Consider the following 12,747-nt stretch of genomic DNA (forward strand, 5'->3'; position numbering starts at 1 on the left):
GCGTCAGGCCGGCCGCTTGTCCGCGTGGCCGGACTCGGTGGCTGCGGCTGCGGTCGCTTCGGCGGCTTCCGCCTTCGCGGGCTCGTTGGCCGCAGGCGCGGCGGTCTTCTCGCCCGCATGCAGCCGCACCGACCAAGCCACGCCGATCATCAGCAGCACGATGGCCGCGAGTTCGAGGCCGCGCGGCCAGCGCTGCTCGTAGAGGAAGCCGTAGGCCAGTGCGAACAGCGTCTCGAACACGATCATCTGGCCCGACAGCGTCAGCGGCAGCCGCCGGCTGGCGATATTCCACAGGTTGTTGCCGATCAGCGAGGCGCCCAGCGCCACCGCCGCATTGACCCACCAGAACCATTGCCAGTCGCGCCCGCTGCCCGGGGCGGTCAGCACGTCGCGGAACAGCAGCCAGCCGACCAGCGCCAGCAGCGCGGAGACGATACCGGTCGACAGTCCGTACAGCGCCGACCATTCGTTGCCGCTGTATTGCGGATTGCGCTGCAGGTAGCGGGCATTGTCGACAGCGTACAGCGTCCAGCAGACCAGCGCGCCGGCCGCGCAGACGACGCCGGCCAGCTTCTGCCAGACCGGTCGCGCCGCTTCCGCCGCGGCCGCGCCGTGCCCGCCGTGGCCGCCGCCCGCGAACAGATCGAGGTTGATGCAGGCGATGCCCGCGGCGACCACCAGAAGCGGCAGCAGCAGCCGCGACAGCGGCACCGCGCCGTGGTCGCGCCGGCCCATCACCGTGACGGAAATCGGCAGGATGCCGATGATCAGCGAAGTCGGTCCGACCCCGGCCAGCTGCACGCCGAAGGCCAGCAGCACGTAGTACAGCAGATTGCCGGTGAAGGCCTGGCGCAGCAGGGCGATGCAGTCGGCGCGGGTCAGCTTGCGCGCGATGCGGCGCATCAGTGGCGCCGCGGCGACGGCGGCCACCAGCCCGTAGGCCAGGTAACGGCCGATCGCCAGCTCCCACGGCGAAAACACCGGCAGCAGCTTGGGCGCGATGAACACCATGCCCCAGAACGCGCCGGCCAGCAGGCCGCACAGTACGCCGATCCCCATCCGTTTTGCCGCGCTGGACGCGCCTCCGCTCAGAAAAGCCTCAAAGGATAGCATTGGCGCGGCAGATTCCGGGCACGCGCCCATCATGAAAGGGGCGGTTCCTGTATAATTCGATTTTGCGCCTAGAGGAATCGCTATGCGTCTTGTCCAGAAAGCACTCACGTTCGATGATGTGCTGCTCGTCCCGGCCTATTCGGCCGTCCTCCCCCGGGATGTCTCCCTCCGCACCCGCCTGACCCGCTCGATCGAATTGAACATTCCGCTGGTTTCCGCCGCCATGGATACCGTGACGGAGGCGCGTCTGGCCATCGCCATGGCACAGGCGGGCGGCATCGGCATCGTTCACAAGAACCTGAAGCCGGCCGACCAGGCGCGGGAAGTGGCGCGCGTCAAGCGCTACGAATCGGGCGTGCTGCGTGATCCGATCACCATTTCGCCGGACATGAAGATCCGCGACGTGATCGCGCTGTCGCAGCAGCACGGCATTTCGGGCTTCCCGGTGCTGGAAGGCAAGACCGTGGTGGGCATCATCACCAACCGCGACCTGCGCTTCGAGGAAGAGCTCGACGCCCCGGTGCGCGCCAAGATGACGCCGCGCGAGAAGCTGGTCACGGTGGCCGAGGGCGCCAGCCTGGACGAGGCCAAGCGCCTGATGAACCGCCACCGCCTGGAGCGCGTGCTGGTCGTCAACGAAGCCTTCGAGCTGCGCGGCCTGATCACCGTCAAGGACATCCAGAAGGCGGTCGAGCACCCGCTGGCGAGCAAGGACGACCACGGCCAGCTGCGCGTTGGCGCGGCGGTCGGCGTCGGCCCGGACAACGACGAGCGTGTCGAGCTGCTGGTCAAGGCCGGGGTCGACGTGATCGTCGTCGATACCGCCCACGGCCATAGCCAGGGCGTGCTGAACCGCGTCCGCTGGGTCAAGGACAACTTCCCGCACGTGCAGGTGATCGGCGGCAACATCGCCACCGGCGAAGCCGCCCGCGCGCTGGTCGAGCATGGCGCCGATGGCGTCAAGGTCGGCATCGGCCCGGGTTCGATCTGCACCACGCGTATCGTCGCCGGCGTCGGCGTGCCGCAGATCACCGCGGTGTCGAACGTGGCCGAGGCGCTGGCCGGTACCGGCGTGCCGCTGGTGGCCGATGGCGGCGTCCGCTACTCGGGCGATATCGCCAAGGCGCTGGCCGCCGGTGCGCATACCGTGATGATGGGCGGCATGTTCTCGGGCACCGAGGAAGCACCGGGCGAAGTGTTCCTGTATCAGGGCCGCTCGTTCAAGAGCTACCGCGGCATGGGCTCGGTCGGCGCGATGAAGGACGGCGCGGCGGACCGCTACTTCCAGGAAGACAACACCGCCAACGTCGACAAGCTGGTCCCCGAAGGCATCGAAGGCCGCGTGCCCTACAAGGGCTCGGTGATGGCCATCATCCACCAGCTGACCGGCGGCGTGCGCGCGTCGATGGGTTATTGCGGCAGCAGCTCGATCGCCGAATGGCACGAGACCGCCCAGTTCGTGCAGATCACCGCCGCGGGCATGCGCGAGTCGCATGTCCACGACGTGCAGATCACCAAGGAAGCACCGAACTACCATATCGACTAACGTCAGCGACGGACCGGCGAGCGCGGCGCCATGCGCGATGCCGGTGATGCGCGGCTGCACGGCTTCAGGGCGGTGCGGCCGCGCTTCATATCGGGGCCGCGTATCGGCTCCGGTCGTCGGTGCACCCCTGAGTCCGCCAAGGAGATTCGATGAAGGTCCTGCTCCGCGCCGTGTTGTTCTTCGACGCCCTGTTCGATCTCGCGCTCGGCGCCGTGCTGCTGCTCGCGCCGTTCGCCACCTTCTATGCCGCGCTGCAATTGCCGCAGCCGCAGCCGGCGCTGTACGGCCAGCTGCTCGGCTTCACGCTGCTCGGCGTGGCGTGGCTGCTCGCTCAGGCCGCTTTCCGCGGCCAGTTGACCGTACCGGTGGCCCGCATGGCGGGGCCCGTCAATCTGGCGTGCGCGTTGCTGATCGCCGCGTGGCTGATCTTCTTCGATCTGCAGGTGCAGGGCGCCGGCAGAATCTGGCTCGGGCTGCTGGCGGCGATGCTGGCTTTCTTCGCACTGGTGCAGATTCCGCTGGCCAAGCGCATCCGCAACCGCGAGCGCGAGGAACTGCTGCGCCGCGAGTCCGAGCTGGCCGCGGCCAACCGTCCGGCTCCCGCTGCGCCGACCGTTCACCCATCCCCATCCCCCGAAGTCCGGCGCGAGCCGGTCATCACGCCGCCGCCCGGCTACGGTCCCGGCACCGAAGTGGTGACCGATGTCGAACCGGTCGACACGTCAATCGCTCCCCATCATGCACGACAAAATCCTCATCCTTGATTTCGGCTCGCAGGTTACGCAGCTGATCGCGCGACGCGTCCGCGAGGCGCACGTCTATTGCGAGATCCACCCGAACGACGTGTCGGACGAATTCGTGCGCGAGTTTGCGCCGAAGGGCATCATCCTGTCGGGCAGCCACGCCAGCACCTATGAAGACCATCAGCTGCGCGCGCCGCAGGCGGTGTGGGACCTGGGCGTGCCGGTGCTCGGCATTTGCTATGGCATGCAGACCATGGCCGTGCAGCTGGGCGGCAAGGTCGAGTGGAGCGACTCCCGCGAATTCGGCTACGCCGAGGTGCGCGCGCACGGCCATACCGAGCTGCTGAAGGACGTGCAGGATTTCGTCACGCCGGAAGGCCACGGCATGCTGAAGGTCTGGATGAGCCACGGCGACAAGGTCACCGAACTGCCGCCGGGCTTCAAGCTGATGGCCTCGACCCCGAGCTGCCCGATCGCCGGCATGGCCGACGAAGCGCGCGGCTACTACGCGGTGCAGTTCCACCCCGAGGTCACGCACACGGTCAAGGGCCGCGAAATGCTGGAGCGCTTCGTGCTGAAGATCGCCGGTGCGCGCCCGGACTGGGTGATGCGCAACCATATCGACGAGGCAGTGGCGAAGATCCGCGAGCAGGTCGGCGACGAAGAGGTGATCCTGGGCCTGTCCGGCGGCGTCGACTCGTCGGTCGCCGCGGCGCTGATCCATCGCGCGATCGGCGACCAGCTGACCTGCGTGTTCGTCGACCACGGCCTGCTGCGCCAGGACGAAGGCAAGCTGGTGATGGAAATGTTCGCCGGCCGCCTGCATGCCAAGGTGGTGCACATCGACGCGTCGGAACAGTTCCTCGGCCACCTGGCCGGCGTCACCGATCCCGAGCAGAAGCGCAAGATCATCGGCCGCGAATTCGTCGAGGTGTTCCAGGCCGAGGCCAAGAAGCTGACCCGCGCCAAGTGGCTGGCCCAAGGCACCATCTACCCGGACGTGGTCGAGTCGGGCGGCACCAAGACCAAGAAGCAGACCACGATCAAGAGCCACCACAATGTCGGCGGCCTGCCCGAGACGCTGGGCCTGAAGCTGCTCGAGCCGCTGCGCGACCTGTTCAAGGACGAAGTGCGCGAACTCGGCGTCGAACTCGGCCTGCCGCCCGAAATGGTCTACCGCCACCCGTTCCCGGGCCCGGGCCTCGGCGTGCGGATCCTCGGCGAGGTCAAGCGCGAATACGCCGACCTGCTGCGCCGCGCCGACGCGATCTTCATCGAAGAACTGCGCGGCACCATCGCCACGGCGCAGGACGCCGCCGCGGGCCTGTGCACCGAAGACCAGGTCGGCAAGAGCTGGTACGACCTGACGAGCCAGGCCTTCGCCGTGTTCCTGCCGGTCAAGTCGGTCGGCGTGATGGGCGACGGACGCACCTACGACTACGTCGTCGCGCTGCGGGCGGTGCAGACCACCGACTTCATGACCGCGCACTGGGCGCACCTGCCGTATGCGCTGCTGGGTCGCTGCTCGAATCGGATCATCAATGAGGTGCGGGGTTTGAACCGGGTCGTGTACGACGTTTCGGGGAAGCCGCCGGCGACGATCGAGTGGGAGTGATCCCACGTCCGGCATGGACCGGCACCAAAGAGCACGAAACCACCTCTAAGCCCGCGTAACTGCGGGCTTTTTCTATTCTGAGTCCGGCGCTGTCTGGCAAATTTTCGCATCGCCAAGCACCCCGTTTGTATGGCATGGTAGGTGGTACTCTCTGAACCCGATGCCATGTTCGGCACTCGATACCATGCTGCCCTTTGCGGGTCTGTCATGGTATTTGGATTTGGCAATGCTCCAGTCACTTCAAACGCGTTAGGGAGGCGATTATGCAATTCGCCCCAGAAGATGGGCGGGACGCCACGCTGAAGCAGCTAAATGAAGTCGATCACCGGGTTGCCACTGGCGGAGAGGCTGTGAATGAGGCGGTGGACTTGATCGAAAAGTTGTTCGGGAAGACTACGCCTGTACCGGCCAGCGATAACATCAAGGTGCGCGCTGCGGATCGCGCCATTGCTAATGGTTGCCCCATTTCATCGGCAAATGAACGGGATTGGCGATGCCATCATTATCGAGACCTACATTGATGCGCTAGCGGCGCGTAAAGACGAGGACGTGTTCGCGTTCGTGACCCACAACATCCACGACTTCAGCCAAAAAAGGGCTGACACGCGTATCCCTCACCCCGATTTGGCACCGCTCTTTGATGGAGTGAGATCGCGATACGAAACCAACCTTAGCGCGCTGCTCAGCGAGTTCGCGAGCGACCTGATCGAAGAGACCAGATTTGAGCGCGAATATAGCCAGGAACCCCGACAGCTATCGGAGTTGTTGGAGGCAGAGGAGAAGCTGACTCAGCAGGTCTGGTACAACAGGAAGTGAGGCATCATTGATCGCGTCGAACGCGGAGCAGAGAAATTAGTGCCCAAAGAGGAGTGGGAGAGGGCGACTCCGAAAGAGCGTCGAGGTCTCATGGTCAACACAATTTGGGAAGGGAGGCTTGCTGCGATGAAGCGGACTGAAGACGAGCTTGGCAAAGACAATCTAGGTCCCTGGACGGAATTCGAGTGGGGGATGATTAACGGCAAGCTGTCTGCAATACGCTGGGCGCTCGGCGATGAGTGGGACATGCTGGATACGTAGACGCAATCAAGGACAATCCACTATGCCCACCACACCAAAACCGAAGCCTGCTTTCACATCAGAGCAGGCCGTGCAGGACTGGCTGGAAGCAGCCGTCCGCTCTGGTGATATTCAAAAGCATATTCGAGGGCAGGAGAAAGTCGGGCTGGAGCTGGCCCACTGGTCCGCGCCAGAGTTCTGGCCCTCATTTCCTGTTGACTACCTGACACGCAAGGGATGCCAACGTGCCGCCCAAAACGTGCTGGCATCGCTCGGGACGCTCGATCTGATCAGCAAGAATAACCGGAACTTGTCAGCCGAGAAGGGTGAGCGACTGTTCACGGACTTGCTCTATTGCGCGAGAGGCACCTCGCAGTTCATCGTCATTGAAGTCAAAAATCACAATGTCACTGCTCGTGAGGCCATTACCGAGCTGCTTGCCTACGAGCATGAAGCCTTGAACCACCTGCCGTTTGCGGGTGCAAACGACATCATGATGGTGATCATCTCTCGAGAGTTTTCGACGCTACTCGATCACGCGGTGGCGGGCCTAAACACCTGGAGCCGCCGAAACGTTCTTTGCTTGCGGTTCGATGACAGTGAAGACGCTCCATTCCTCGAAGTTCACTTGCCGAAGGCTTGGACATCGATCGGGCAAGCGGCGATGCCGGACAATGCCATTGTCACAGCGTTCCTTTCATTTGCACCGGAACCGAGCCTAGCCGAGGACCAGATATACGCAGCTTGCGACACGGCGGCCCAGCTTATGGTCCGTGAAGCAGAACGGTCGGGCGGCTCGGGTTTCGCGCTGGTTGCCTACAATCACTTCTATCCGGGTTTCGCCGAAGGGCCGTATTTGATCCTTGCGGGCGTGGTGGATCCATTCAGCTTCGTGGGTCATGCCATCGACCAAGGATTTTTGCAGGCGACCACGTCGCCGATTGCCAACTACGTTTACGATGGCGGCAAGCTGGACGCTCTGTCCTCTTCCTGGAATTGGATTGGCGGAGACGTAGGAGCGGCGGCCGACTACCTGAATGCCTACGGCCGCGCCCATTGGGAAGGCTTCTCCGACTGGCGAACGCTGCGCGATGTGCGCCGCTGGATGGTGGACGGTGTGACGCCGGATCGGCACCTCACGCCGGTGACCATGGATTTTTGGGGCATGCTCGGTGACTACGCCAGAGACGCCGTCCGAAACGTTCCCCGGATGAGAAACTTCCTCGGCGGACTGGCGAAGCCCGGTATGGATTGGCGGTTTCCGAGTCTGGGGGTAACCCTTCTCGATGACATCGCGCTCACGCCTCTCATCCAAGATGGGCAATGGACGATGTCCGCAGTTTTCGGCTTTGGCTTGCGGTTGGGCCGCTTCACATCGATTGCCGCTCAGTACGCCGAAGCTGACGAGCACCAGCAACGCCTTATGCGGGCTAGTTTGTTCTGGGCTGAGGCCGATCTCGTGCGCCCTATGCAGGAGGCGGCTTTGCGCTACCTGTCCGCCGTAGAAATCACCAACGAGCCGCCGACGCTTTCCATCGGTCGGTACGAAGACGAGCAAGCCGTAATCGCGCAAAGCAACGCTTTCGCTAACTGGTTCGTGGCTGATTTTCTAGGGCCTGGTGAGCCGCTCATGTGCCAAGCGTTCGACGTGGGGCTCCGATGCTACGCGGCCTTCGATCCTCAATATGCCCTTGACCCGACGATTCCGAGTATCAAGGCAGCGGCCGTCCAAGCGGGTCGGGACTGGCTTACTCAATCAGTCGAGCAAGCCTTAGGCAACGGTCGTGATGCAGCGAAGACGGCGGAGAAAATCGAAAATCTGTTCGGCGCCCGTATCCCGCTGAGCCAAGGTACCATCGTGGCGTCCAAAGCGATTGATGCGCTCAGCTCGGATTTTGTTTTGGATAGGATGCTGAAAGACATTCCCAGTTTGGTCGATGCATGGCACCCGCAGCTTGCCCATACGCTCGCACCGATGGCCGTGACGGGGCAGGATTGGGATTGGTACGAGGATCAGATCAGGGCGGCCCGAGCCCGTGGCGAGAAGTCCCCGTGCCTCATCATCGGCGCCGGTGGCCAGATCGGTATCGGCATCGTCCCTGCCTATCTTGCGCCAAACGTGGAAGACCCCGAAAAGCAGGTCATCGTCGCTTCTAACCTCACCGGCGTAGAAATCTTTTTGGTAGTGAGCTGGTCAGACTTGCGCCTCGGCAAAGCGCCTGGGCTAAAAAGCCTATGACAGTGCTGTTAGCGTGATCGCCGATAGGAGGCTGAGGCAGGCGCCAAGCCAACAGTCTCGTACCGCAAGCATGGGCTGACCATATCGTCGCTTTTTCCGCACATGGTATTTTTTGCGGTATCGAGGGTGTCATGTCTAGCAATGCTATGATTTTAAAGGGTGTTCTTTGACTATTAATAATCGAGTGGGAATGATGCGGTATCTCGCATCGCCGGGTACTAGGTAGCACCAAAACGAGCTAGGCCCGCGTAACCGCGGGCTTTTTTTGCCGAGAAACGAGGCCAACGCGAGCCCGGCTGTTGCGCCGGTACAGAGAGCGGTCTTGCCCGGCGCAATTGTCAGAACAACATCCTTACGCGACGATCTCGCCGTTTCGGATCGCCACTCGGATTGCCTGCGCTGTCGTTGCGACGCCGAGGCGTTTGCGTATGCGGCGCAGATGGTTCTACACCGTGCGTTCGGAAAGACCAAGGGTCGCGGCGATGTCGACCTGCCATCGGCCGGCAGCCGTCCACGCGAGCACTTCGCGTTCACGATCAGACAGCGATCTGTTGCCATGATCTTGGGGCAGCTCCAGCAGTCTACGCGCTGCCAGAAACGCCGATTCGGCAATGAGCCTGAAGGCGAGACGCGCCAGCGGTGAAGCATCGATCCGCTCCCCGCCTAGGCTCATCGCGCCTTCCCAGCCCAACGGACCGAATATTGGAACCTGTAGTCCCTGAATGCCCCGGCTCATGGGCATAAGGAAAGGCGAAGCGGCCTTGTCAAGGTGATACATCGGCAGCAGCGTTTCTACCGGATGGTTGCCGATCGAGAAGAAGGTGCCGTTGTCGGTCAGCAGGTAGCGCTCGTCGGCACCGATCATCAGGATCTTCTTGCCGCCTTGTAGGGCGTTGGGGTAATCGGCCCCGCTCAGATCGGACTTCGGCGAAGTGAACTGGCTCAGAGAATAGCTTGAGGGAAAGAATGCATTCCTCTCGGCTGGATCGGGTTGCGGCTTCTTGGCGGATTGATCGGACATGCCGAACCTCCTTGTGCCTTTGTTGACAAGCTTAAAAATGGCTTTTGCAGGAAGCCCCATGCAATGAGGGATATCCGTCAACGCCATACGCAATCTACGTGCTGCAGATACCGGCAGCGCTCGACCGACGTGTCGGTCTCAGCGGATCGTCTGCTCTCATCCTCAACAGCGTCCTGACACGGCCTCAATGCTTGCCTTTCAGCGTGACTGTCACTCCGGCTGTCACTCCGGCTCAATGCCGGCTCCCTTGACGACACGGCCCCATTTCTGGATTTCCGCGTTCTGGAATGCCCGCAGCTCCGAGGGCGTCGTAGTCCAGGCCTGTGTCGCGGAATTGCGGAAGAATGCGCGGGCTCCCGAGCTGTCAACCGCGGCAATCAGTAGCTGTCGCAGCCTGGCAGCCGCCGGAGCAGGCGTTCCTGCCGGCACGTAGGCGGCGAACCAATACCCCATGTCGTAGCCTTTGATGCCGGCCTCATCCAGGGTCGGAACGTCCGGAAGCTCGGGCAGCCTTTCCCTGGTGGACGCGCCCAGCGCGCGGAGCTTGCCCGATTTGATCTGCGACAGGCCGGTGACCGTGTCGATGACCATCATGTCGATGTGGCCGCCAAGCAGATCGTTAAGGGCGTTCGGATTGCTGTTGTATCCGACCCAGACGATGTCCGTACCGGTCAGTTGCTTGAGCATTTCGCCGGCTATTCGGCTGGACGAATTCCCGCTGCCGAAGCTCAGTTTTCCTTTCGCCTTCCTGGCTGCTTGCACCAGATCATCGACGGTGCGGAAGGGAGAGTTGGCGCGCACGACGAGCACCTGGCCGCCACGCCCCAATGCTGTCAACGGCAGGAAATCCGTGACGGGATCGTATTGCAGTTTCTTGAACAGGTGCGGATTGGCGGCCTGCGTCGTGTTCGTGGTGATCAGCACGGTGTAGCCGTCCGCAGCGGCCCGGGCCACATGCTGCGCGGCAATCATGCCGCTGGCACCAGGGCGGTTTTCGACGACGACAGCCTTCCCGGTCTGCTGTGCCATCGACGCCGACAGCGCGCGCGCGAGCAAATCGGTCGCGCTGCCCGCGCCGAACGGCACGACAAAGGTGATTGGCTTTTCCGGAAAGTCTGCCGCCGCTACCGATACCGCCCAGGCCAGGCCAATGAGCGCCGATGCCATCGCCGCTGCCAGACGGGCGATGCGCGTTGTGGTTCCGATCATGGTGTTTGTCTCCTGTTCTATGGGAACGTGGCGTCAAGCGGCTTCACTGTCCATCCACCGTCCCGGGCGAGCGCTGAGGCCGCGCCTTCAGCCGGGTTGCGAGGACAAGTTGCGTCGTGCGCGGTGCTCCAGAAAATGGCGCACGGCAGCCTTGTGTTCGTCCCCGCAAAGCAGGATCGCCTGCATGGCGGCCGCCGTCTCCAGCGCCACGGGCAATGTCGTCTCGGCCGCATCCAATACCAGGCGCTTGGCCATGCGCAGGGCTTGGGGTGGGTTGGATGCGATCCGGCGTGCCAGGGCGGTACTTGTTTGGTCCAATGCCTCCGGCGAAACGACACGGGACACCATGCCGAACTGCAAGGCGGTGGCGGCATCGATAAATTCGCTGGTCAGCGTCAGTTCCAGTGCCTTCGCCGTGCCGACGAGCCGGGTCAGGAACCATGCGCCGCCGATGCCGGACACCAGCCCCAGGCGTAGAAAGCTCTCGGCGAAGGTGGCCTGCTCGCTCGCGATGCGCAGATCGCACATCAGTGCCAGGTCGCAGCCGGCGCCGATCGCTGCCCCATTGACTGCGGCAATCGACGGCACCTGCAGTGCCAGCAAGGCATGGGTGATTCGGTGCAACGTTGTCTTCAGCCGAACCCGTACCTGTGCCGCGGAACCCTGCATCAGATCCGATCCGCTTTCCATGTCCTTGACGTTGCCGCCGGTGCAGAAGTACTTGCCGGTGGAGCGCAGCAATACGCAGTGGACGTCTGGCAGGCGATTGGCCCTCTCCAGTGCTTCGGCTAGCGCTTCGGCCATGGACACCGACATGGCATTGCCCGTGCCCGGGTCATTGAGGCTCAACGTGAGGACGCCTTCGACGATGTCTTGTCGGACCAGCGTGTCAGGCTGGTCAGTGGCGGGGCGCATCGCGCCGGCTTCATCAGGTTTCATCGACGTATCCTGGTCAGGTAGATGGGTTTGGAGGAACGAAGAGGACGCCGCGATCGAGCATGGCGTCGATTTGCGGCCGGCTATAGCCGAATTCCTCAAGGACTTCGCGGCCGTGCTGGCCCAACGTAGGCGCGGGCATATCGCGATCCTGCGCACTCGTCGCGTGAGTCGGTCCGGGTGCGAAGCCTGGCATGCGCACCTTTCCGGCGAGCGGGTGGTCGACCCAGCTGTCGATGCCACTGGCCGTGTACTGCGGGGATCGGAGGACATCCTGGTAGCTGGCAATGGGCGCGCACAGGATGTCGTGCGCGGCCAGCTGCTGTATCCACGCTTCGGTGGAGCGCTGTTGGAACAACGGCGTCAGTGCCTGGCGCAGCGCGTCGCGGTGGGCGACGCGGTCGGCATTGCAGGCGAAGCGCGGATCGTGCTCCAGGTCCGGTGCACCCAGCACCGCGCATAGCGCTTGCCAACGCTTCGGCTGGTAGGCGGCTACCATGAGCCAGCCATCGCGCGTCTGGTACGCTTCATTGGGCGCGGCGTAGGGGGCTGCGCTGCCCGTCCTGGCTGGCACGGCATTGGTGGCGAAGTAGGACGCGTAGCCGATCTGCTGCAGCATCAGCGTGGCGTTGTACAGACTGATGTCCAGGTACTCGCCTTGTCCGCTTTGCCGAGCGGCGGTGGCCGCGGCAAGGATCGCGATCGTCGCCAGATAGCCGGCCACCATATCCGCGACCGGAATCGCGACTTTGATGGGCTCGCTGTGCGCTGTGCCAAGCGTACTCATCAGGCCGCTGGCTGCCTGGATGATGCCGTCCACACCGGCGCGCTCGCGCATCGGCCCGGTTTGGCCATAGGCGGAGATGGAGCAATACACCAGCTTGCGATTGCTGCCAGCCAGCGTGTCGTAGTCCAGGCTCAATGTCTGCATGACGCCTGGCCTGAAATTCTCGACCACGACGTCCGCGTCCCGAATCAGTCGACGGGCGACTTCGCGGCCTTCCGCGCATTTCAGATTCAGTGCGATGCCGCGCTTGTTCCGGTTGACGCTCAGGTACACCGCGCTTTCGCCCGCGATCCACGGCGGGCCGATCTGCCGGGCCAGTTCGCCATCGGGCGGTTCGACCTTGATGACATCGGCACCCATGTCCGCAAGCATCATGGTGCAAACGGGCCCCGCGAGTACATGCGAAAAATCGATTACCCGCAGGCCTCTCAAGCTGCGCTTCAACATATTCCGGCTCCCGGATGACGCGGCTTCGCTGGTGG

11 protein-coding genes and 1 pseudogene are annotated in these 12,747 nt (G+C 63.3%); 6 read left to right on the plus strand and 6 right to left on the minus strand.

Annotated elements, in window-relative coordinates; all coding sequences use genetic code 11:
- Positions 1-3: 3 nt before the first annotated feature.
- A complete protein-coding gene (locus tag FOB47_RS16485) occupies positions 4-1,059 on the minus strand; it encodes a DMT family transporter (RefSeq protein WP_174781565.1) in 1,056 nt (351 codons plus the stop codon).
- Between the two features lie 136 nt (positions 1,060-1,195).
- On the opposite strand from FOB47_RS16485, the gene guaB reads away from it, so the two are divergent.
- The 6 genes from guaB to FOB47_RS16510 all read left to right on the plus strand — a co-directional run bounded on the left by guaB (position 1,196) and on the right by FOB47_RS16510 (position 8,312).
- Positions 1,196-2,659 carry an IMP dehydrogenase gene (gene guaB, locus FOB47_RS16490; protein WP_151022927.1) on the plus strand — a complete coding sequence of 488 codons (1,464 nt, stop codon included), beginning with the start codon at positions 1,196-1,198 and terminating at the stop codon, positions 2,657-2,659.
- 149 nt (positions 2,660-2,808) lie between these two features.
- On the plus strand, positions 2,809-3,423 hold the full coding sequence (locus tag FOB47_RS16495) for a hypothetical protein (protein ID WP_174781566.1): 615 nt from the start codon (positions 2,809-2,811) through the stop codon (positions 3,421-3,423).
- Entirely contained in the window at positions 3,398-5,017 is a 1,620-nt protein-coding gene (gene guaA, locus FOB47_RS16500; protein ID WP_023264342.1) for a glutamine-hydrolyzing GMP synthase, read from the plus strand. Before FOB47_RS16495 ends, guaA begins: the two co-directional genes overlap by 26 nt.
- A gap of 477 nt (positions 5,018-5,494) precedes the next feature.
- Complete coding sequence (locus tag FOB47_RS26030) at positions 5,495-5,833, plus strand: PIN domain-containing protein (protein WP_217488935.1); 339 nt, start codon at positions 5,495-5,497, stop codon at positions 5,831-5,833.
- A 90-nt stretch (positions 5,834-5,923) separates the two neighbouring features.
- Positions 5,924-6,094, plus strand: coding sequence for a hypothetical protein (locus FOB47_RS26035; protein WP_217488936.1), 171 nt, complete (start codon positions 5,924-5,926; stop codon positions 6,092-6,094).
- A gap of 22 nt (positions 6,095-6,116) precedes the next feature.
- Positions 6,117-8,312 carry a hypothetical protein gene (locus FOB47_RS16510; RefSeq protein WP_174781567.1) on the plus strand — a complete coding sequence of 732 codons (2,196 nt, stop codon included), beginning with the start codon at positions 6,117-6,119 and terminating at the stop codon, positions 8,310-8,312.
- Positions 8,313-8,757: 445 nt separating this feature from the next.
- Here FOB47_RS16510 and FOB47_RS26390 read toward each other — a convergent pair whose 3' ends face one another.
- The 5 genes and pseudogenes from FOB47_RS26390 to FOB47_RS16535 form a co-directional block, all read right to left on the minus strand.
- The gene (locus FOB47_RS26390) at positions 8,758-9,054 is read right to left on the minus strand and encodes a LuxR C-terminal-related transcriptional regulator (RefSeq protein WP_420839250.1); all 297 of its coding nucleotides are present in this window, start codon (positions 9,052-9,054) and stop codon (positions 8,758-8,760) included.
- Between the two features lie 3 nt (positions 9,055-9,057).
- A pseudogene (locus tag FOB47_RS16520) lies at positions 9,058-9,333 on the minus strand (glyoxalase III HchA); the annotation flags it as partial.
- A gap of 222 nt (positions 9,334-9,555) precedes the next feature.
- Positions 9,556-10,542 (minus strand): Bug family tripartite tricarboxylate transporter substrate binding protein, encoded by a 987-nt coding sequence (locus FOB47_RS16525; protein WP_174781568.1) that lies wholly within the window; start codon positions 10,540-10,542, stop codon positions 9,556-9,558.
- Positions 10,543-10,629: 87 nt separating this feature from the next.
- Positions 10,630-11,457: an enoyl-CoA hydratase-related protein gene (locus FOB47_RS16530; protein ID WP_174782458.1), complete on the minus strand. Its 828-nt coding sequence runs from the start codon at positions 11,455-11,457 to the stop codon at positions 10,630-10,632.
- 37 nt (positions 11,458-11,494) lie between these two features.
- Positions 11,495-12,712, minus strand: coding sequence for a CaiB/BaiF CoA transferase family protein (locus FOB47_RS16535; protein ID WP_174781569.1), 1,218 nt, complete (start codon positions 12,710-12,712; stop codon positions 11,495-11,497).
- Between the last annotated feature and the right edge of the window lie 35 nt (positions 12,713-12,747).

This window comes from Cupriavidus gilardii (assembly GCF_013347325.1).
Lineage (GTDB): Bacteria > Pseudomonadota > Gammaproteobacteria > Burkholderiales > Burkholderiaceae > Cupriavidus > Cupriavidus gilardii.